17 protein-coding genes are annotated in these 21,605 nt (G+C 46.4%); 9 read left to right on the forward strand and 8 right to left on the reverse strand.

The window, feature by feature from the left end:
* Positions 1-79: 79 nt before the first annotated feature.
* The 3 genes from ACRD6K_RS09875 to ACRD6K_RS09885 all read right to left on the reverse strand — a co-directional run bounded on the left by ACRD6K_RS09875 (position 80) and on the right by ACRD6K_RS09885 (position 3,925).
* Positions 80-2,410, reverse strand: a complete 2,331-nt coding sequence (locus tag ACRD6K_RS09875) for a TonB-dependent receptor (protein WP_430973117.1) — start codon at positions 2,408-2,410, stop codon at positions 80-82.
* 156 nt (positions 2,411-2,566) lie between these two features.
* On the reverse strand, positions 2,567-3,421 hold the full coding sequence (locus ACRD6K_RS09880) for a LytR/AlgR family response regulator transcription factor (RefSeq protein WP_430973118.1): 855 nt from the start codon (positions 3,419-3,421) through the stop codon (positions 2,567-2,569).
* A 48-nt stretch (positions 3,422-3,469) separates the two neighbouring features.
* Positions 3,470-3,925: a helix-turn-helix domain-containing protein gene (locus ACRD6K_RS09885; protein WP_430973119.1), complete on the reverse strand. Its 456-nt coding sequence runs from the start codon at positions 3,923-3,925 to the stop codon at positions 3,470-3,472.
* A 349-nt stretch (positions 3,926-4,274) separates the two neighbouring features.
* Here ACRD6K_RS09885 and ACRD6K_RS09890 point away from each other — a divergent pair, with 349 nt between their 5' ends.
* On the forward strand, positions 4,275-4,646 hold the full coding sequence (locus ACRD6K_RS09890) for a hypothetical protein (protein WP_299578415.1): 372 nt from the start codon (positions 4,275-4,277) through the stop codon (positions 4,644-4,646).
* Between the two features lie 146 nt (positions 4,647-4,792).
* On the opposite strand, the gene ACRD6K_RS09895 is transcribed toward ACRD6K_RS09890, so the two are convergent.
* Entirely contained in the window at positions 4,793-7,036 is a 2,244-nt protein-coding gene (locus tag ACRD6K_RS09895) for an inorganic phosphate transporter (RefSeq protein ID WP_299578414.1), read from the reverse strand.
* Between the two features lie 153 nt (positions 7,037-7,189).
* On the opposite strand from ACRD6K_RS09895, the gene ACRD6K_RS09900 reads away from it, so the two are divergent.
* From ACRD6K_RS09900 to ACRD6K_RS09910, 3 genes are all read left to right on the forward strand, one after another.
* Positions 7,190-8,224 carry a sensor histidine kinase gene (locus ACRD6K_RS09900; protein WP_299578413.1) on the forward strand — a complete coding sequence of 345 codons (1,035 nt, stop codon included), beginning with the start codon at positions 7,190-7,192 and terminating at the stop codon, positions 8,222-8,224.
* Positions 8,225-8,318: 94 nt separating this feature from the next.
* The gene (locus ACRD6K_RS09905) at positions 8,319-9,020 is read left to right on the forward strand and encodes a response regulator transcription factor (protein WP_299578412.1); all 702 of its coding nucleotides are present in this window, start codon (positions 8,319-8,321) and stop codon (positions 9,018-9,020) included.
* A gap of 70 nt (positions 9,021-9,090) precedes the next feature.
* Positions 9,091-9,504, forward strand: coding sequence for an SPOR domain-containing protein (locus tag ACRD6K_RS09910; protein WP_299578411.1), 414 nt, complete (start codon positions 9,091-9,093; stop codon positions 9,502-9,504).
* On the opposite strand, the gene ACRD6K_RS09915 is transcribed toward ACRD6K_RS09910, so the two are convergent.
* The 4 genes from ACRD6K_RS09915 to ACRD6K_RS09930 all read right to left on the reverse strand — a co-directional run bounded on the left by ACRD6K_RS09915 (position 9,491) and on the right by ACRD6K_RS09930 (position 14,298).
* On the reverse strand, positions 9,491-10,102 hold the full coding sequence (locus ACRD6K_RS09915) for a phosphatase PAP2 family protein (RefSeq protein ID WP_430973120.1): 612 nt from the start codon (positions 10,100-10,102) through the stop codon (positions 9,491-9,493). The two genes, ACRD6K_RS09910 and ACRD6K_RS09915, sit on opposite strands and share 14 nt — an antisense overlap.
* 9 nt (positions 10,103-10,111) lie before the next feature.
* Positions 10,112-11,551: an RNA polymerase factor sigma-54 gene (rpoN, locus tag ACRD6K_RS09920; protein WP_299578409.1), complete on the reverse strand. Its 1,440-nt coding sequence runs from the start codon at positions 11,549-11,551 to the stop codon at positions 10,112-10,114.
* 122 nt (positions 11,552-11,673) lie between these two features.
* Positions 11,674-13,110 (reverse strand): asparagine--tRNA ligase, encoded by a 1,437-nt coding sequence (gene asnS / locus ACRD6K_RS09925; protein WP_430973121.1) that lies wholly within the window; start codon positions 13,108-13,110, stop codon positions 11,674-11,676.
* A 264-nt stretch (positions 13,111-13,374) separates the two neighbouring features.
* Positions 13,375-14,298, reverse strand: coding sequence for a hydroxypyruvate isomerase family protein (locus tag ACRD6K_RS09930; RefSeq protein WP_430973122.1), 924 nt, complete (start codon positions 14,296-14,298; stop codon positions 13,375-13,377).
* Positions 14,299-14,714: 416 nt separating this feature from the next.
* Here ACRD6K_RS09930 and ACRD6K_RS09935 point away from each other — a divergent pair, with 416 nt between their 5' ends.
* The 5 genes from ACRD6K_RS09935 to ACRD6K_RS09955 all read left to right on the forward strand — a co-directional run bounded on the left by ACRD6K_RS09935 (position 14,715) and on the right by ACRD6K_RS09955 (position 21,514).
* Positions 14,715-15,095 carry a helix-turn-helix domain-containing protein gene (locus tag ACRD6K_RS09935; protein WP_430973123.1) on the forward strand — a complete coding sequence of 127 codons (381 nt, stop codon included), beginning with the start codon at positions 14,715-14,717 and terminating at the stop codon, positions 15,093-15,095.
* 137 nt (positions 15,096-15,232) lie between these two features.
* Positions 15,233-16,393 carry a Gfo/Idh/MocA family protein gene (locus ACRD6K_RS09940; protein WP_430973124.1) on the forward strand — a complete coding sequence of 387 codons (1,161 nt, stop codon included), beginning with the start codon at positions 15,233-15,235 and terminating at the stop codon, positions 16,391-16,393.
* A gap of 107 nt (positions 16,394-16,500) precedes the next feature.
* Complete coding sequence (locus ACRD6K_RS09945; protein WP_430973125.1) at positions 16,501-17,496, forward strand: sugar phosphate isomerase/epimerase family protein; 996 nt, start codon at positions 16,501-16,503, stop codon at positions 17,494-17,496.
* A gap of 15 nt (positions 17,497-17,511) precedes the next feature.
* Positions 17,512-18,825: a Gfo/Idh/MocA family protein gene (locus ACRD6K_RS09950; RefSeq protein ID WP_430973126.1), complete on the forward strand. Its 1,314-nt coding sequence runs from the start codon at positions 17,512-17,514 to the stop codon at positions 18,823-18,825.
* Between the two features lie 109 nt (positions 18,826-18,934).
* Positions 18,935-21,514 carry a beta-mannosidase gene (locus tag ACRD6K_RS09955; RefSeq protein WP_430973127.1) on the forward strand — a complete coding sequence of 860 codons (2,580 nt, stop codon included), beginning with the start codon at positions 18,935-18,937 and terminating at the stop codon, positions 21,512-21,514.
* Positions 21,515-21,605: the final 91 nt, after the last annotated feature.

Genomic DNA, 21,605 nt, shown 5'->3' on the forward strand with positions numbered 1-21,605 from the left:
GATATGGGGACGGCTTAATATGGGGCTTTATCCGGACTTTTGGGTTTCTGCTATCCCCACAATTAGTTTGTCAAATGCTTCAGAATCCTTGCTTGGGGCGCGTATCAACGGCCTCTTTTTCACGGTTTAAGTTATGCCTGTTTTTGCCGCTCTTAAACTGATAGCTGACTCGGAACATCAACGGAATGGTGGGTAACGTTAGGTTGCCGGTATACTTGCTGGTGAATCTGGAAGCCTGAATTTCGGAGCCTTGGTAAACAAAGGATTTGGCAAAAGGCAAGGGACTGACGATCCCTATTTTCAGCTTTTTATGAAATGTTTTGTCCAGCGAGATGAAGTAAAGTGGCTCATAAAAAGCGTTGTCCTGAATGTTTTCGCGGGCCGTAGCACATTGAAAAATCGCTGACAAGGCAAAGTCCTTTTTAAGGGATAGAATGGAGGAAAGGCTTGATTCAAGCACCAGCTCGTCTTTGTTGGTGATCCCGAATTGTTTTGCCGTACTGTTTCCGGAAGTGCTTAGCCGATACAAACGAAAGGATGGATTGATGGAGACGATCCCAAATTGGAGTGCCCCACTTAGTTGCAGGCCATATTGGTGAATGTCGCCAAGGTTTTCTACCTGTTTGACGAATAAACTCGTGTCGTCTAAGTAGGTCAGCTGGTTGATGGCGTTGGATTGTGTTTCGTAAAACAACTGAGCCGAGAGGTAGTTACTATTGAAACGCCTGGTATACTTAAACTGCACCTGGCTGCGGAACTCCGGCTCTAGCCGTGGATTGCCTTTACGGATGGTGTACGGATCGTCTTGATAAACTGAGGGATTAAGCGAATAAACCGATGGGCGATTGACCGAACGGCGGTACGATACATAAAGGTTGCTGTGCTGGTTTAGGGGGTAATGGCTGGCCATATAGGGCAGCAAGGAAAAGGATGACCGGTGCTGATCGTCGTTGAGCTTTGTTTCTGCATTTTCGGCCCGTAGACCGAGTTTTACATCAAACTTGGGCCGTTGGTAGCTTAGCGTGCTGTACAAAGCATAAACGTGCTCCTGGTACGAAAAACGATCCGATGTTTTGTCGTGCATTGTACGGGTTTTTAGCTTAATGCCGGTATCCCATTGGAGGTGCTGCTTGAGCGGGTTGGTAAAATCAACCTTCAGCACAAAGCTTGATTGCCTGGGGGTTTCGGCATTGGTCTGGCGACCAGTATCAGTTCGGTAGCTTACCGTATTTTCCGAACGGCTATGGGCGTGGCTCAGATCCATCATCAGGGCTCGTCCTTCGGCGTGAAACAAGCGTTTGTAGTAAAGAGAATTCAGCTGATTGAGGTTCTTGTCGCTTTCTTCTTTCTGAGCTTCCCAATCCGCACTTCCGCTTGCTTGCGAGACAACATGGCCATCTTGCTCATAAGAGTAGGGATTAATAAAGCCGTAAAGGTTGAAAACATCCTTGGGGCTGAGGTGGTAATCCAGCCCATAATGAAATTTGTGCGACCGGTTTTTCTGTCGCACATGCTGAACGGAGGACAGCTCGGTAAGGGCATCGTTGCCAATAATCTGGCGGTTAATTTTCTCATCAATATCTTCGGAATTAATCTCGCCATTGTACGAGGTGTATAGGTTGATTTTGTTGTGGCTGTAGTTGAGTTGGTAAGTCGGAAACAGGTATACCACCTTGGACGAAAGGGGAATTTCAGAAAACAGCCGTCCGCTAAAACCACGAAGCTGCTCTTTTTTCAGAACGATATTGATCACGCCTGACACATTTCCCTCGTAGTTGGAAGGAGGCGTATCCTGCACCTCAATCTTATCGATACTCGACGGGTTAAGTTGGCTGAGATAGCTTTTGTCGCGCTCTTTGCCATCCACAAAAAGGAGGATGTTTGATTGTCCGTTAATCGAAATGTTTTGCTTGAGGTCAACCCGTACTCCGGGAAGCTGTCTCAACAGTTCGGGCGCATTTCCCGTCGCCGACAGCATTTTGTTGTTCACGAAGTAAATGGTTTTATCTGTGGCTGATTTACCTTGAATGCGGTCGGCTACCACCACCGTTTCGGCAATAAACAGTAAGGAATCCCGAAGGTAAATGGGCCCGGCCTCAATTGTTGAGGGACTGGCTATTTCAAAGGTTTTACGGGCCTTTCCGTAGCCCACGGAACTGACCAGTAGCTGGTAGTTGCCATTGGGCACCTGGCTGATGGCAAAAGTGCCTTGCTCATTGCTAATGGTTCCTGCCAGCAATTGCGGTGTACTGCCGGAAACATTCATCAACCGAAGGGTTGCAAAAGGGATGGGCTGATGGCTTTCGGCTTCGAGAATGCTTCCGGAGATTGTGGATGTGCTTTGAGCAAAAAGGGTCATGGCGACGAATAGCAAAAGGCTCGTTAGGACGTATTTGATAAAGCTTTTCATGACTGTGAGATTTTGGATTTTTACACAAAGAAAAGCTGGAGAACGCCTGCTCTGCAAGTTATTGTGACCGATAGCTCTGAATTGGGACAGATGACAAAGTCACTTTAATAAATGCTCGGAAACGCAAGCTTTTTGGGATGGGGAGTGGTAATTATTTTACAGCATGGCTTGCTCAAACTGGCGGGCATTTTGCCGCGAAACCGGAATAAGGTCGGTGCAATTGGCCAGCGATAGGCGATAGCCCAACGCATTCCCTGTGCGGGAGGTAATTTGCTTGAGATTGACAATGAAAGCGCGGTGTGTTCGCATAAAATGGGGGATGGCTGCAAGCTGCGTTTCAATGTCGCTGATGGAGTTCCGAATGCTGACAGCGACGGGGCCATCCGGCTTAATCAGGTGAAAAACGACGTAGTTCCCTTGAGACTCGGCAAACAGAAATTCGTGGGGGTAAAATTCCAGATGCTCCTTCTTGGCCTTCGACTCAATTTGGATCAGCGTCTCTTGGCTGTCGTTTGCCTGATCCCGAAGTTCATAGCTTTGAAAGGTTTCCTGGGCAAAGGCATAGCGAATGTTGAACAAGGAGGGCAGGAGCACCGGAACCAACCCAACTAAAACGGCACGGGAAAAGGAGTCGAAAAAGGTTGGCCAGTTCCATCGCGAGCTGGCGGGTTCCATGACAAAGCCGGCAAAATACGTGGAAATCCCAATGCCCAAAAGGAGAAGCGTCACAGCAAGAAGTTCGGAGCTAACCGTCCAGTTGCCTTTGGGCGAAAAGCCATTGGTTCGCGCAATCGCACTGGCCACCAAAAGCTCGGCCATGGCAATAAGGGCGCAATAGGCCAGCACTGTCAGTTGAAAGCTGAGTAAGGCTGTTTCGTGCACCTGGAGCGGGTGATAGGCGACGATAAACACAAACAGTACCGCCAAAAACAGCAAGGCACCCCAGACGGGTTTCCGAATGAGCAGGTTTTGTGGAAAGGGCCGAACAAATAGCTCTTTGATGGTTTGCATCCTTTTTTCTATAGTGTGTTGGTTTGACATTGGTTTCGTTTGTGCGTTTTAAGGAAAATGATAGCCCCGGTTCCGGTTCTGTTGTTTGAGGCTGCGGAAGCGGTAGGGTTGCATGTGCTGATAAGCCTGGAAGAATTGCGTAAAACTGCTCGACGAAAAGCCCATGATTTTTCCAATCTGCTTAAACGGGAGTTGGGTGTGTTCCAGCAAATCGCAAGCCACCAGCCGCAAATATTCATTCATCCATTCGTGCGAACTGATGCCCGACATGCACCGGATCGCTCCATCGAACTGGCGCGGCTCGGCTCCCAGCAAGCGGGCATAACCTTTAGCCGGCTTTTTCCCATGCTTTCGAATCAGCTCGGCAAACAAATCCATGTAACTGTTGCCGCTGGGGTGGTTCTCGCGCAGCATTTCTGCAAGAACCGGGGCTTTTGCGCTCAGGTCTTCTGCCAGTCCGGCGTAAACCATTTGCGGGAGAATGGGCGTGTATTTCAGGGACATAATGGTGAGATTTGCTCTGTTCTTGTGCTCAATTTACGCCTATTTTTTATGAATTTCAACATTTCCCTAAAATCAAGAGACCTATATTTTAGGAAAGTGTACTAATTGATAAAATGACTAAACATTCATTTTATGAGAATGGGAGTTTTCCTAAAATATGCAAACGTATTTTTTAGGAAAATGTAACAGGTCCTAAAATCTCACTTTGCACACTTTAGGAATGTGTTCTTTTTGATAAAATCTATGGAAGGATCAGAACCACCCACTTCTTCAAGCGGGCGTGTTCAGGCCGGACTTGGTTTTCTTCTTTGAAAATTCCTACCTTTCGTGTCTTAAAACAACGGAAACCATGAATCTGCCCAATATCACCCATACCAATGTGGATGTTTTTCTGAACCGCGAAGACATCATTCTCGATACCATTGCCCAAATTATGAAGGACTTCGGGCTGTTTGGGGTCGAAATTCACTTTTCGGGGCACATTGATGAGGCTTACCATGAGTTGCACCAGCAGCTGGTGGAGCAGATTGATTCCTTGCTGATCAGCAACTCCGACCTGCTGATGTCGATCCTGTATCAGGTCGATATTTCGGATCGTGATATTGCGCGTACACAGCTCGATTTTCCGCGTTACAACCAGGTAGAGGTAATTGCCCATCAGATTATCTTCCGCGACCTGAAAAAGGTCTTATTCCGCCGTTATTTCAGCAGTAAAAGTTAAGCCTCAATTTGGGCTGAAGCGCGATCGGATTTTTGGCGTACATCCCTGTTCAGGATACGGACTTTGCCGGGGAAAAATCCTTGGCAGTAAGACATAAAAAAAGCCGGACAATTGTTGTCCGGCTTTTATTTTTATAGTGGTAGTATCTATCGTTTGCTCAATTCCACAAAGTCGCGTTGCGATTTGATTAAGTTGATCGAATGCAGAATCAGGTTTTTGGTCTCCTTAATGATGTTGAAGAACAGCAGCGAATTACGTGTGCTCACGTCTTTGCCTTTGATCCGCTTGATTTGCTTTTTCTCCAGCTGAGTCAGCATATCAGTCAGTGTTTCTTTCTTCACCAAAACTTCCTCAAACTTCTCGTATTGATCTTCCTTCACCAGGTGCAGGGCCAAGTTGAAGAACTCGTCTACCTGGTTGATCAGCTCTGTCATTTCCTCCAGCTGAATTTCAATGAATGGCTTGTGGTTATTGCTCAGGTGCTTGTACAACGGTTCAACCAGGAACTTCAACGAGTGTGAAACCTCGCGCTGGTAATCCACAATCTGAACATAGCAATGTCCGCTTTCCATGGATTCCTGCTGAAGTGTTTGGATGGTTGGGAATACCTTGTCTTTCGCTTTCTTGACCTTTTTCAGGAATTTCTTGTTAAGATCCAGTGATTCTTTCAGGTGAGTCCGGTCTTCCTTGATAAAGCTGTCAATACTGATGGAATAAACCTGGTTGGCGTTCAGGATGGTGTTGAACACTTGCTTTTTGGTTTTTTCAATAATCCGGTCTGATAACTCAATCTCTTCTTCCTCTTCTTCCTCTTCTTCCTTGGCGCGTTTTTTAAAGAGCAGGTAAGTGCGTCCGACCATGATCATGGCCACAATGATGAAGACAAAGATCATGAAATTGCCGCTGATTGAAATGATCCAGGCGATGAAGCAGGCAACGGTAAAGGCCACCAAGGCCGTCATAAACCAGCCTCCAATAACCGTGAAAACTCCGGAGATCCGGTAAACAGCACTTTCACGATCCCAGGCGCGGTCGGCCAGCGAGGTTCCCATAGCCACCATAAAGGTGACGTAGGTGGTGGATAAGGGCAATTTGTATGAGGTTCCGATGGAAATCAGAATACCGGCAACCACCAGGTTCACTGATGCTCTGATCTTATCAAAAGCCGGGCGGTCTTTTTCTTTGTATTTGGAATACTCTTCCGTGTTGGGTTCAAAGCGCTTGTCCAAACTGTCGATGACGATCTTCGGAGTAATCTTCCGAAGGGCTTTGTTGATCGACATGGTGCTGCGTACCATGGCGCGTGAAAAGGCCGATGAGGCAAAACGCTCTTCGCCTTCACTTTGCCGCGAAAGGTCAACCGAAGTGGCGACAACCGAACGTGCTTTACGTGAGGTAATCAGGGTGATAATCATGATGAAACCAGCAATGGCCAACATATAGGTTGGTGTAGGAACGGCACCACTCAGCATCCCCATTTCGAATGAGTCAGCCGACATGCCACCACTGGCAGCCCAGGCTTTAAACGAAGAGAAACCGGCCAGCGGAACGCCGATAAAGTTAACCAGGTCGTTCCCGGCAAAGGCCATAGCCAGACCAAAAGTACCCACCAGCACAATGACTTTCGGGATATCGATTTTGAACACCCAGTACAGCAGTTGTAACAGAATTGTCCAGCCAATGAAACTGTACAGCAGAATATTGGTGATGTTGTTTTTCAGGTAATCAACGGTTGTTTCCGACATGAATGAAGCACCTTTGGCTCCTTTAATGATCATGAAGTAAGTCATGGCTGCAATTGCCACACCACCAAAGAGCGACCCGTAATACTTGAGTGTTTTATGATGCTTGAACGAGAAAATGACCCGCGCAATGTATTGAACCACTGCTCCGACAAGGAAGGCAATAAAAACGGAGAGCAAAATACCTGTGATGATCGCCAGGGCTTTTTCCGAGTTGATGTACTTGTGTAGTTCGGCGATGGATTGTCCGGCCTGGTTGAGTTTTACCACCGAAACGGCGACGGCTGCTCCCAAAAGCTCGAAAACAATCGATACCGTTGTTGAGGTGGGTAGACCCAGGGTGTTGAATAAATCCAGCAGAATCACATCGGTAATCATGACGGCCATAAAAATGATCATGATTTCGGAGAAGAAAAACATGTCGGGATGAAAAATCCCTTTCCGGGCTACTTCCATCATTCCGCTTGAAAACGTTGAGCCGACCAAAACTCCCACACTGGCAACAGCAAAGATGATCCATTTGGGGGCGGCTTTTGATCCAATTGCAGAATTCAGAAAGTTAACCGCGTCGTTACTTACTCCGACGATTAAATCAGATATTGCCAGGGCAAAAAGTACGACAACAAGAATAAGGTAAAATTGTTCCATTTTTTTTAGTATGATTGACGGAGGCAAAAATAACGCTAACAATTTTTCCACTGCATCTGGGACGTTAAATAAATGTTAACGAACCGTCAATTTACTATTAATGAGAATACAAGCAAAATTTTATTATAAATTAGCCACAAAACAGTTGATTTTATGAAGACTTATTCGCCACAAAAGTTGGCTTTCTATTTGGGATTGGTTTTAACCGTTTTAACGGTTGTTTTTGTCATTGCCTTCTCAGTGTTAACCATTTCCCACTGGGTTTTTCTGGCACTGTCGCTTCTGTATTTCGGGATCATTTATGCGCTGATTGTTTACATCATGCGTGAATATGTGGACAACCGCATTGAGCCGATTTATAAGATTATCCGAAAAATCCCCATCGAAGGGAAAAAAATCAAAAATCAGGATGACCGGGTTGATTTGGTTTCCCGTGCCCGGATTGAAGTGGAAGAATGGGCCAAAAATCAAACCCGCGAAATTACCCGTTTGAAAGACCTCGAACGCTACCGTAAAGACTTTGTCGGGAATGTGTCGCACGAACTGAAAACCCCGATTTTCAACATCCAGGGGTATATTCTTACCTTGCTTGAAGGCGGAATTGATGATCCGAAAGTAAACAAGCTATACCTCAAGCGAACTGAAAAAAGCATCGATCGGATGATTTCAATTGTTGAAGACCTGGAGTCTATTACCAAGCTGGAGTCCGGAGAGTTGAAACTGAAACTGGAAGTTTTTGATTTGGTGCGTTTGGTTGATGATGTGCTGGAAATGGAGCAAATGATGGCTTCGGAACGCAAGATTCAACTGCAGTTTAACCGACCTGAAAAACCGGTGAAAGTACTTGCTGACAAGAAGCGGATTATGGAGGTGATGACCAACCTGGTGGTGAATGGAATTAAGTACGGGAAGCGAAAAGGGTTTGTGAAAATCTCCTTTTACGACCTGAAGCAAAGTTTGATGGTTGAAGTGGCGGACAATGGCCTTGGAATTGACAATAAACATTTGTCACGTATCTTTGAGCGGTTCTACCGGGCAGACAAATCCCGTTCGCGCGAGCAGGGAGGAACCGGCTTGGGACTTTCCATTGTGAAACACATTATTGAAGCGCACGAGCAAACGATTAATGTTAAGTCTGCAGTTGATGAAGGAACAACTTTTACCTTCACCCTTGAAAAAGCCAAATGAAAGTAGTAATTTCCCTTGGTTTTCAAGTTTAAAGTATAATTAACAATCTATTTACGCTATAGGTCTACTTTAGCGGCGGTTAAAGCTACCAACTATGAGTGATACGAAATACAAAATTTTATTGGTCGATGATGAGGTCGACATTCTGGAATTCATTAGTTACAACCTCGAAAAAGAAGGCTACAAGGTTTACACGGCACAAAATGGTGTAGAAGCCATTAAGCTGGCCGAGAAGAAAACACCTGATCTGATTATTCTGGATGTGATGATGCCGGAAATGGACGGTATTGCCGCCTGCGAAGAAATCCGGAAAATCCCGACCCTGCCCAATGTGGTTATCGCCTTTTTAACAGCACGTGGTGAAGATTACTCGCAGATTGCCGGTTTCGAGGCCGGAGCCGATGATTACATCACCAAGCCTATTCGTCCGAAAGTACTGGTTAGCCGGGTAAAGGCTTTGCTGAAACGCACTGGTGGCGGAATTGCTCCGGAGCAGACTGTTGAAAGTTCAACCACCATTACCATTGGTAACCTGGTCATCGACAAGGAACGCTACCTGATTAACACGAATGGTGTGGAAATGATTCTTCCCCGCAAAGAGTTTGAACTGCTCTCACTTTTGGTTTCCAAACCCGGGAAAGTATTTACCCGCGAAGAGATTTATTACTCGGTGTGGGGTGATAATGTGGTGGTTGGTGACCGTACCATCGATGTGCATATTCGGAAGCTTCGCGAGAAGATCGGTAATGATCATATTAAGACCTTAAAAGGTATTGGTTATAAATTTGTTGAATAGCCATTAATCCCTTAGTTTATAAGGGATTTTTTTATTTCTTTCCTTACCTTTGTTTAAAAGCACGTTGGATATGAAATCAAAAAATCTATTCGTATTAATAGTTTTAGTGGTATTGGTAGCCTGTAAAACCAAAGAGAAAAAAGAAGAGCTACAGGTTGAAGTAGCACCGCAGGATACAGTACAGGTGGCTGAAGTGGTTGAACCCGAGCCGGAACCCGTTCCTGAAGTGGATATGGGGGTTAACCTGGACGATAAATACTTTTTGATTGCCGATACCTATACGGTCAAGGAATTTGCCGAAAGCTGGAATAAGAAGTACCAGCAACAAGGCTACAAATCGGCCGTTATTATGCGCAATGAAGATGGCTATTACCGCCTGGCTTTACAATCATTCAACGATTTCGATTTAGCGCAAAGTGCGTTGGAGGTACTTCGTCAGGAAGAGGACCTTAAAGACGCCTGGATTATGGTTATAGAAAAATAATCACCAGGTAGTTAATTGCAAATCCCAGAAAGAACCCGGCATAAATCTGAATCGGATTATGCTTGTTGAGTAGCAAGCGCGAACTTCCGATCAGGCCGGCCATGCTGATCAATCCAATCAGAAGAAAAGAACTGTTCATTCCCAGGCGAAAAGACAAAGCCAGTACGGCTCCAATCAGTCCGCCTATGCCCGCCATATGGGCACTGATTTTCCATTTCATGGAGATCAGTAAAAGCAGAATGATAATGAGGATGGTGGATAGCATGAAAATGCGGTAGATGGGATAAACCTGTAGCTTACCCAGGTAAAAATACCCCATGTAAAAATAAACCGCAGTAAATAGAAGAGGAATCACCCGGTCGGTACTCTTATCCATTTTTAGGTTGAATCGTTTATTAAACGACAGGATGCCCAGGCTGATCAAAGGGAGCAAAAAGGTACTCATGAAGATAATCAGCAAGAGTAGTTTTTTCGCTTCAAAGCTAAGCATGGCAAAATAAAAGTCGGAGTTCATCAGCAACAGAAAACCATAGGTCGGAATCAGTAGCGGATGAAACAGCAGCGATAATAACTGGGCAATGCGTTGATTAATCTTCATGCGTTGTTTTTAGAGTTCTTTTCTTAACCGGGCTACCGGAATGCCCAACTGCTCGCGGTATTTGGCAACGGTTCGTCGGGCGATTGGGTACGACTTTTCTTTTAAAATCTTGGCCAGACGATCATCCGTCAAGGGTTTCCGTTTGTCTTCCTTCTCAATACATTCTTCTAGAATTTTTTTGATTTCCCGGGTGGAAACTTCCTCGCCTGTGTCCTTTTGCATACCTTCGGAAAAGAAATATTTAAGCGGGTAGATCCCGAAGTGAGTTTGAATGTACTTGCTGTTCGACACCCTCGAAATGGTGGAAATATCCAGTTCGGTGCGGTCGGCAATATCTTTCAAAATCATGGGGCGAAGCTTGGTTTCATCGCCTTCCTTGAAGTATTCTTTTTGAAACTCAATAATCTCCGACATGGTTAACAGCAAGGTTTGCTGGCGCTGCTTGATGGCATCGATAAACCATTTGGCCGAATCCAGTTTTTGCTTGACAAACTGGACGGCCTCCTTCTGGTTTTTCGAGGCACTTTTCCGGTTGCTGGAATAGCCTTTCAGCATGTCCAGGTAGGAATTGTTCATACGCAGGTCGGGGACGTTGCGTTGGTTCAGCGACAGAATAAGTTCACCGTCCACATTGTCCAGCGTAAAATCGGGCACAATAACCTGGTTCGAGCGGTTATGCGGATTGTTCATCGAGCCACCGGGCTTGGGATTCAGCTTCAGAATCTCATTCAAGGCCTCTTTTAGCTCTTCCTCGGTAACTTCGTACTTGTGAATGATCTTGTCGTAGTGCTTTTTGGTAAACTCGTCAAAACTGTGCTGTAGGATGCGTGATGCCAGGCAGGTGGAGTCATTGCCTTTTTTACGTTGAATTTGCAGCAACAAGCATTCCTGCAGCGTACGCGCACCAACTCCGGCCGGGTCAAAATCCTGAATGACTTCAAGAATTTCTACCAGCTCCCGTTCGCTTACGTTCATGTTGAGCGTAAAGGCCAGGTCGTCGCTAATGGACATTAAATCGCGGCGCAAATAGCCGTCTTCATCAATGTTGCCAATGATATATTGTGCCAGCATTTTCTGCTGGTCAGTTAATTCTGTTAAACCCAACTGCTCGGTCAGCGATTCATAAAAGCTGGTTCCGGTACTGAATGGAATATCGACTTGCTTGTCGTCTTTCGAATAATTATTGGCATTCAGCTTATAGCTTGGAATATCGTCTTCGTCCATGTAATCTTCCAGCGAAAATTCATCACTGTCATTGCTATCCGTGTCTTCGCTATGATCAATGGGTTCGTCATCAATCAATTCCAGAACCGGATTTTCTTCAATCTCTTTTTTGATGCGCTGTTCGAGCTGAATAGTAGGGATCTCCAAAAGCTTAATCACCTGAATCTGCTGAGGTGAAAGCTTTTGTAACAGTTTTTGCTGTAAACTTAATTTCTGAGATGGCATACTATCCTATTTTCTTCAAAGTTAACTTTTATCGGGATAACAAATATAAGCTTTGTAATCAAAAAGAGGCCATCCTTTGCGGACAGCCTCTTTGATTTATTATCAATGAATAATTCTTTCGTTTAGAACTCAGCATTTTTGGGTGTCCGTGGAAAGGCAATGACGTCGCGAATATTTCCCATGCCGGTAGCAAATAAAATAAAGCGTTCGAAGCCTAAGCCGAAACCAGCGTGAGGCACGGTTCCGAAGCGGCGGGTGTCGAGGTACCACCACATTTCATCAGTTGGAACATCCATTTCCTCCATGCGCTTAACCAGCTTGTCGTAGTCGGATTCGCGCTCTGATCCACCGATGATTTCCCCGATTTGAGGGAACAATACATCCATGGCGGCCACGGTTTTGCCATCATCGTTCTGCTTCATGTAGAAAGCCTTGATATCCTTTGGATAGTCAATAAGAATGACGGGTTTTTTGAAATGCTTTTCAACCAGGTAACGTTCGTGTTCACTTTGCAGGTCGATACCCCATTCTACCGGATATTGGAATTTACCTTTTTTGAATGGTTTTGAGTTGCGCAGAATGTCAATGGCTTCGGTGTACGTGCAGCGGATGAAATCATTCTCCAATACAAACTGAAGCTTTTCAATCAACTCCATGGAACGCTGATCCTGTGGCTTGTTTTTCTCTTCTTGCTGCAGGCGGTTGCTCAAAAACTTCAGGTCGTCCATGCAGTTGTCAAGGGCATAACGGATCAGGTATTTCAAAAAGTCTTCAGCCAGATCCATGTTGTCCTTCAGCTCATAAAACGCCATTTCCGGCTCAATCATCCAGAACTCGGCCAGGTGACGGGTGGTGTTTGAATTTTCAGCACGGAAAGTGGGGCCAAAAGTGTACACTTCACCCAAAGCAGTTGCTCCCAGCTCGCCTTCCAGCTGGCCCGAAACGGTCAGGTTGGTCGGACGTCCGAAAAAATCTTGGGTATAGTCAATTTCCCCTTCTTCATTTAAAGGAGGCTCAACGGCAGGCAGGGTGGATACCCGAAACATTTGTCCGGCGCCTTCAGCATCCGAAGCTGTGATGATTGGGGTATGCAAATAATAAAAGCCTTTGTCGTTGAAATATTTATGAATGGCAAAAGCCATGGCATGACGAATGCGAAAAACGGCACTAAAAGTAGCCGTACGAAAGCGGAGGTGAGCGTTTTCACGTAAAAACTCCAGGCTGTGTTTTTTGGGTTGAATGGGGTATTTTTCCGGATCGGATTTTCCGTAAATCGTAATTTCCGAAGCCACCAGTTCTACGGCTTGTCCGCTTCCCATTGATTCAACCAACTCACCGGTAATGCCCAGTGCGGCGCTGGTATTGATGTTATGCAATAATTCTTCACCAAACTTTTCAACATCAGCAACAACCTGCAAATTATTGATGGTTGATCCGTCATTCAGGGCGATAAAATTGACATTCTTACTGCCGCGCTTGGTTCGTACCCATCCTTTTACCAACACTTGCTGACCCACTTGGCCGCCAGTCAATACTTCTTTAATTTTCAGTCGTTTCATGTTGTTTTTCCTTTTTTGCAGATTTTGGTGTTATCCCTGACTTTCAGGATTTAAAATTGAACAGCAAAAGTACATTTTTCTGTTGAAAAACATGAATTGCCCCTTGGAAAAGTTCTAAGCCAGATGGATTGTGATCAAAAAACAAGTGAGGAGCCACAAATATCAAAAGCGGATCGCCGTTAGATATTGCCGCATGATTTGGTATAGAAAGCAAAAGCCCTCCAAAATTGGAAGGCTTTCTTGCTTGGGTTTTATCTTTTTCACTTAAAAATTATCTGCTTTGCGGTAGGCTTCAATGAAGGCCAGTTCGCCTTCTTTGCCGGGCAGGCTGCGGCCGTGCTCACAACAAAGTACACCGTCGTAGCTTTTGCTGTGGATGTGTTTAAAGACATTCACAAAGTTGATTTCGCCGGTGCCTGGTTCTTTGCGGCCCGGGTTGTCGCCAATGTGGAAAGCAGCGATGGAATTCCACGCTTTGTCGATATTGGGGATCAGGTTGCCTTCGGTAATTTGTTGGTGGTATAAGTCATTCACCAGTTTACAGCTTGGGCTGTTAACGGCCTGGCAAATCATGTGTGTTTGCGGAATTTTGGTGAGAAATAGTCCGGGATGGTCTTTCCAGGCATTCAGTGGTTCCAAAACCAATGTCAGGCCAGCAGGTTCCACGATGTCGCAGCACATGCGCATGTTGTCAATGACGTTGGCGGTTTGGTAATCCCATTCCAGGTTGTCGGCAAAGCGTCCGGGAACCACCAGCGCGGTTTTGGCGTTGGTTCGTTTGGCGCATTCCAGACCTTCCTTCATTTTGTTTTTCAGCATTTCTTTGATCTCCGGATCTTGCGTAACAAACGATTTCACGCTAAAATCGGCATACAAAACGAACGGACCTAAATCCATCCCCAGCCGGGCCAGTTCGTTGGCTATTTTTTCCTGCAGCGCCGGATCTTTGTGCATCAGCCCATTGTCGAAAATGGCGCGAAAGCCTTGGTCGTGCATAAATTTTATCTGGTCAATGGGATCATTGCCGGCAAGTTCTTTAAAGGTTCCCAGTCCGGGAGCATATTTCAGTTTAAACTGAGCGGAGTTTGACTCTTTTGAAGTTGAAGCGGTGGCCGAAAGCCCTGAAACTAATCCTGTGGCAGCAAAGCCTCCGATGGCCGTGTTTTTTATAAAATTACGTCGTTTCATGTTGTGTTTGGTTTAGTGAGAACTCAAAAATAGCTTTATTTCTTGCAGATTACAAGTAGATTTTACGAGTCCTTTCAGCTAATTTCGTTTAGTTCTATTCCTTTGTGGAATAGGATCCTTGGTAAAGATAGATTTAGTTTTGGGAAAGAAGCTAGTAGTTTTGTAAAAAGTATAAGTGGTTTGATAGAATGCAGACTATGGTTTTTTGAATGAAGTAATACCTCTTGAAAATTGAGAACAAGTTTTGCCGGAACTTGATCAGGATTCGAACAATGTTAAATTGAATTTGATCAATGCATAAGCGTATTTGTACAATTTAGGAATGATTCGCATTAATAAAGATTTGATTTTCAAGAATGAAGAATTAGTTTTAACTTTAATGAGCTTATCGTAACTCACTAAAACTATTCTTCGTCATGTTACACTACAACCTACGCTATTTACTCGAAATTAAAGGAATTGCCAATCCTTACAACTTCTTAATTAAGCAGGGACTGACCCCCAATGTGGCCACGCGCTCGCTCAACGGGAAAATCACCCAGCTGAAGCTAAATCACCTCAGCGCCATTTGCCGGGCATTGCATTGCACGCCCAACGATTTAATGGAATGGGAGGATGATGGGCAGGAGCCTTTGCCGGAAAATCATCCCTTGCAGGCCCTGGTGCGCGAACAGATTCCGCTGAATATACGCGGACAATTGCGCGAGTTGACGTTTAACCAGCTGAAAGAAGTCCGCTCGTTAATCACCAGGTTGAAGGAAGCTGAAAACAACCCGGGCAAGGACGCCGAAAGCTAAAAGAAGGGCTTTGGGGGAGTCTTTCAGCCTGACCCGAAGCTTTTGTCTTTCCCGATACTATTCTGGTCTGTTTTTTCCGTCTTCAACAGAAGTTTTATACATTTGAGAAGTACTTAAAATCTAATAAACCAATTACTATGAATCGTAAACTTCGCATGGGAATGGTCGGAGGAGGCTCAGATGCCTTCATTGGTGCCGTTCATCGTCTTGCCGCTTTTATGGATAACCAGATTGAACTGGTGTGTGGCTGTTTCAGTGTTGATCCGGAAATCTCGAAAGCTTCGGGTAAATCGTATTTTCTTCCCGAAAACCGGGTGTACACAACCTACCAGGAAATGTTTGAACAGGAAGCCCGCTTGCCCGAAGGCGAACGCATGGACTTTGTGACCATTGTAACCCCCAACTTTGTGCATTTTGCCCCGGCCATGATGGCCCTGGAAAACGGGTTTCATGTGGTTATTGACAAGCCCATCACCTTTACGCTGGACGAAGCACTGACGCTTCAATCGAAGTTGCAGGAAACCGGCCTGACCTTGGCCCTGACGCATACCTATTCCGGTTATCCGGCAGTAAAAGAAGCCAAAGAGCGCGTGGCTCGTGGCGAACTGGGCGAGATTAAACGCATTTATGTGGAATACCCGCAAGGATGGCTGGCTTCGAAGCTCGAGGATACCGGGAATAAGCAAGCCAGCTGGCGTACCGACCCCAAACGATCGGGCAAAGCCGGTTGTATGGGCGATATCGGAACACACGCTCATCATTTGGCAGAATATATTTCAGGATTGAAAGTGACGGAACTATGCGCCGAGCTCAATGTTTTTGTACCCGGACGTTTGCTGGACGATGATGGTGCCGCTTTGCTGCGTTTTGACAACGGGGCGCGTGGTGTTTTAATGGCCACACAAATTGCTGCCGGCGAAGAAAACGCGCTGAAAATACGGATGTATGGCGACAAAGGCGGGCTGGAGTGGAATCAGCACGAACCCAACACCCTTTGGATGAAATGGGCCGACCGTCCGACAGAGATGGTACGCGTAGGAACGGGACAAATGGGCGCTGTTTCGCAGCACAACACCCGCACACCCGGCGGGCATCCCGAAGGCTACCTCGAGGCTTTTGCCAACATTTACCGCAACTTCTCTTTAACTGTTCGCGCCAAAATGAACAACGAACAACCCACCGCTGCCATGCTTGATTTTCCGGGCATTGAAGATGGTGTTCGGGGCATGCGCTTTATTGACACGGTGGTGGAAGCGGGCTACAGCGATACGGTAAAATGGGTCAAGTTTGAGGAGTAAGCAGACCACGCTTCGTTGTTGGGGAGGCATTCCTTGAAGGGCTTCAGCCAACAACGCACGTTCAATAACTAATTATCTAATCAGAATAACCACTTAAAAATAAAACTATGGGCAGACCAGTAACCTTATTTACCGGACAATGGGCTGATTTACCATTCGAAACCATGTGTCAGAAAGCCAAGGATTTTGGCTACGATGGCCTGGAACTATGCTGTTGGGGCGACCACATGGAAGTTGATAAAGCCGACCAAGAGTATTGTGACGAGCGGAAGGCGATCATGGAAAAGTATGATTTGCAGTTATTCGCCATATCCAATCACTTGGTGGGGCAATGTGTTTGCGATAATATTGACGAACGGCATAAAAACATTTTACCCGATTACATTTGGGGCGATGGCGACCCGGAAGGCGTACGCCAGCGTGCGGCTCAGGAAATGATTAACACCGGGCATGTGGCGAAACGACTGGGTTTGGATACGGTGGTTGGATTCACCGGCAGCTCCATCTGGCACTTGTTGTATGCCTTCCCACCGATGTCGCAGGACATGATTGACCGGGGGTTTGAGGATTTTGCCAAACGTTGGAAACCCATTCTGGATGAATACCAGAAAATAGGGGTGAAGTTTGCCTTGGAAGTGCATCCAACTGAAATCGCCTTTGACATTGAAACCGCCGGAAAGGCTCTGAAAGCCTTGGATTATCATCCGGCTTTTGGCTTTAACTACGATCCCAGCCACCTGGGCTACCAGCATGTTGATTATGAGCGCTTCATCTACGACTTTGCCGACCGCATTTTTCATGTGCACATGAAAGACGTGTATTGGAGCGATGTGCCTACCACTATCGGAGTATTCGGAGGCCATACTCCTTTTGGAGATCATCGTCGCTACTGGGATTTTAGAAGTGTAGGACGGGGAAAGATCGATTTCGAAAACATCATCCGCGCGCTGAATACCATCCAGTATTCAGGCCCATTATCCATTGAGTGGGAAGACAGTGGCATGGATCGTGAAGCCGGCGCTGCTGAGTCCTGTGAGTTTGTGCGCTACAGTGACTTTGCTCCTTCGGACATTGCCTTTGATGATGCCATGCAGAAGGAATAATTAATAACCGAACCAATGACTAGTAGAAGATCATTTATCAAGAAGACCACTGCGGCAACAGCTGCAGTGGGCCTGGCGGCCTCGATGCCGGCTGCCATGAGCGCCTGCTCGCCCAACGAGGTAATCCGTTGTGGGTTGATTGGCGCAAAAGGCATGGGTTTTGCCGACTTGCGTGCGTTTTTGGGGCAGCCCAATACCGAGTGTGTGGCCATTTGTGATGTGGACCAGCGGGTGCTGGATGCCCGCCTGACAGACACCGAAAAGTTGCAAGGCAAGAAACCCAAGGCGTATAACGACTATCGCCAGTTGATTGCTGACCCGGAGGTGGATGTGGTTATCATCGGAACGCCGGATCACTGGCACTGCCTGCCTTTTGTTGAGGCTTGTCAGGCTGGCAAAGATATTTATTGTGAAAAGCCGCTGGGGAATTCCATCGAGGAAATCAACCTGATGGAAGCCGCAGCTCAAAAGTATAAAACCGTGGTTCAGGTGGGGCAGTGGCAACGAAGTGATCCCCATTGGCGCGATGCTGTTGAGTATGTTTATTCCGGGAAGCTGGGCAAAATCCGCACCGTGCGCACCTGGGCTTATCAAGGTTGGATGGAGCCCGTTCCGGTGAAACCTGACCGGGAAGCTCCGGAAGGCGTGGACTATGATTTCTGGCTTGGGCCAGCCGAAAAGCGCCCGTTCAATCCCAATCGTTTTCACTTCAATTTCCGGTGGTTTTGGGATTATGCCGGCGGATTGATGACCGATTGGGGCGTGCACATCATTGATTATGGTTTATTTGGCATGCAGGCCAAGGCCCCCAAATCGGTGATGGCCATGGGCGGTAAGTTTGCCTACCCCGATGACGCTGCCGAAACGCCTGACAGCTTGCAGGCTCTCTATGAATTTGATGGGTTTACCATGCTTTGGGACCACGGAACCGGCATTGATGGCGGCCACTTTGGACGTAACCATGGCGTGGGCTTCGTTGGCAACAACGGCACGCTGGTTGTTGACCGCGAGGGCTGGGAAGTGATTCCCGAGCGCAAAAATGATAAAGATTTGGTGGAGCGTGTGGAGTTGCAAAAAGGCTCTGGCAAAGGCCTGGACCTGCATATGGCTGACTTCCTGAATGGGGTTCGCAATCGCCGGCGCGATTTGAATTGCAGCATTGAAATAGCTGCCAATACCGCGCGTGTGGCACATTTGGGCAACATTGCCCTGAAAACCGGCCGCCGCTTGTATTGGGACAGCGAAAAGAGCTTGTTTATAGACGATCCGGAAGCCAATGAATACTTGGTTCCGACTTACCGAAGTCCATGGACCTTACCAAAAATTTAAGCGTACAACTCATTCAAAAATCCGAAGGCAATTTTCCTTCGGATTTTTTGTTTGTAATTCTAGCATCCATTCACCATTTTTGAGTCTACAAATTAAACATTATCATCAAATGAAAAGGTATCGATCCTTATTATTCACGCTGGCCAGTGTGCTTTTGTTTGCTTGCCAGCCTAAAGACCCTGCTCTTATGACTTCAACCTTACTGAATGGAGGATGGCAATTTTCGGAACACGGAAAAAATGAATGGCTGCCGGCCACGGTGCCCGGGAGTGTTCATACCGACCTGCTGGCTAACGGCAAGATTGAAGATCCGTTCTACCGGCTGAACGAGCGCGATGTGCAGTGGATTGATAAGCTGGACTGGGATTATAAAACGTCATTCACTGTTGACAAAACGCTTCTAAGGAAAGACCGTATTGCGCTCGACTTTAAAGGGCTTGATACCTATGCGCAGGTGTTTGTGAATGGCCAGCAAGTAATCGCAACGGACAACATGTTCCGGGAATACCTGGTCGATATTAAACCCTACCTGGAAGAGGGGGAAAACACCTTGCTGATCACTTTTCTTTCACCCATCAAGGAAGGAATCAAAAAATACGATGCCAATGGCTTTGTTATCATGGTTTCAGACAACGATCTGGCTGAAATTGGCGAGGTTGAGGGAGGCAAGAAAGTGAGCGCATACGTGCGTAAAGCGCCTTATCATTTTGGATGGGATTGGGGGCCACGCCTGGTTCCCAGTGGTATCTGGCGGCCGATACATCTGAAAGCCTGGGATGAAGCCCGGATAGAGAACCTGCAGGTGGTTCAGCATGAAGTTCAGGATGATTTAGCCAAATTCTCAGCGATTATTGAAGTTGATTCGGAGACTGAGAAACCCGCCACCTACCGGGTTGAGGTGGATGGCCAAAAGGCCGGTTCTGTTGTGGTCAACCTTCAAAAAGGGGTACATACCTATTCTGTCGATTTTGAAATTGAGAATCCGAAGTTGTGGTGGACCAATGGGCTTGGCGAACAGCCGCTTTATACAATTACAGCCAACCTGACGGTTAATGACCGGACCACTCAAAAGACCGATCGGATTGGAATTCGAACCCTGGAGCTGGTTCGTGATCAGGATGAAGATGGAACCTCGTTCTATTTCAAGCTCAATGGAGTGCCCGTTTTTATGAAAGGAGCCAACTACATTCCCAACGATGTTTTTGTTGCGCGCGTGTCGGATGAGCAATACCGCAAGGTGGTCAATACGGCAAAAACGTCGAACATGAACATGCTGCGTGTCTGGGGAGGTGGGATCTACGAGAACGATATTTTCTATGATTTATGCGATGAAGCCGGAATTCTGGTGTGGCAGGATTTTATGTTTGCCTGCTCCATGTATCCGGGCGATGAGGCTTTTCTGAATAATGTGAAGGAAGAAGCCATTGATAACATCAAGCGTTTGCGTAATCACCCCAGTATTGCCTTGTGGTGTGGCAACAATGAAATACTTGCGGCCTGGTATGGTTGGGGCTGGAAACGCGATGAAGAAGCGAAAAGCCAGGCGAATGCCGACAAGATGTGGAAAGCCTATGAGGAAATTTTCCACAAAATTTTGCCCGATGCGGTGGAGGCTTTTGATGCTTCCCGGTCCTATTGGGCATCCAGCCCATCGTCAGGCACCGGTGTACCGGCAGACCTGGTTAATGGTGATGAGCATTATTGGGGCGTTTGGTGGGGAAAAGAACCCTTTCAAACCTACGCCACGCATATTGCCCGTTTTATGAGCGAATACGGTTTCCAGTCGTTTCCGGAGTTTAAGAGTGTGAAACAATACGCGCTCCCTGAGGACTATGACATTGTTTCCGAAGTCATGAATTCTCATCAGCGTTCGTCAATTGGCAATAAAACCATTGAATACTACATGTTGCAGGATTATGACCAGCCCAAGGATTTTGAGTCGTTTCTGTATGTAAACCATGTGTTGCAAGCCGAAGGGATTAAGTTTGCCGTGGAGGGACACCGAAGAGCGATGCCTTTTTGCATGGGGAGCTTGTACTGGCAAATCAACGATTGCTGGCCGGTGGCCTCATGGAGTTCAACCGACTATTACCAGCGATGGAAAGCCTTGCAGTACTTTGTAAAGAAAGGCTTTGAGTCCGTTCTGGTATCACCTTATATCGATGAAAACTTCCTGAAAGTGGGCATTGTAAATGATGAGCTTCGGGAGATTAATGCCCAGCTGAATCTTCGGATGGTTAACTTTGATGGGGAAGTTGTTTGGGAAAAAGCCGTATTGGCCGATGTTCCTGCCAATTCCAGCGCCTCTTATTTCGATGTTAACCGCTATGATTTTTTACGGGATAAGGACAGCTACCGCCAGGTATTGGTTGCTGAAGTGATTGAGGGCGGAAAGGTAATTGCCAGTAACGTGTTTTACTTCCGGCCGGTAAAGGAAATGAAGCTTCCAACGCCTGAGGTGACTTATGAAATTGTACCTGCAGAAGGTGGTTATACAATTTCGGTTAAAACCGATAAGTTGGCCAAAAACCTGTTCATGACGATTGGTGATGAAGAGGGATTTTTCTCGGATAATTACTTTGATTTGCTGCCGGACGAAACGGCCGAGATCACGCTTTCAACCAGTGTTTCAGAAGAAAAGTTGCGGGAAGTGTTCAACATACAAACCTTGGACGCAGCATTCAAATAAGGTAAAAGCCAATGAATGAATAGCCTGAAGGGCTAAAAAAGAAAATCTCCAAAGCACGTTACTTTGGAGATTTTTGTTTTCTGGTTCTAAC

This window comes from Sunxiuqinia rutila (assembly GCF_050589705.1).
In the GTDB taxonomy this organism is placed as follows: Bacteria; Bacteroidota; Bacteroidia; order Bacteroidales; family Prolixibacteraceae; genus Sunxiuqinia; species Sunxiuqinia rutila.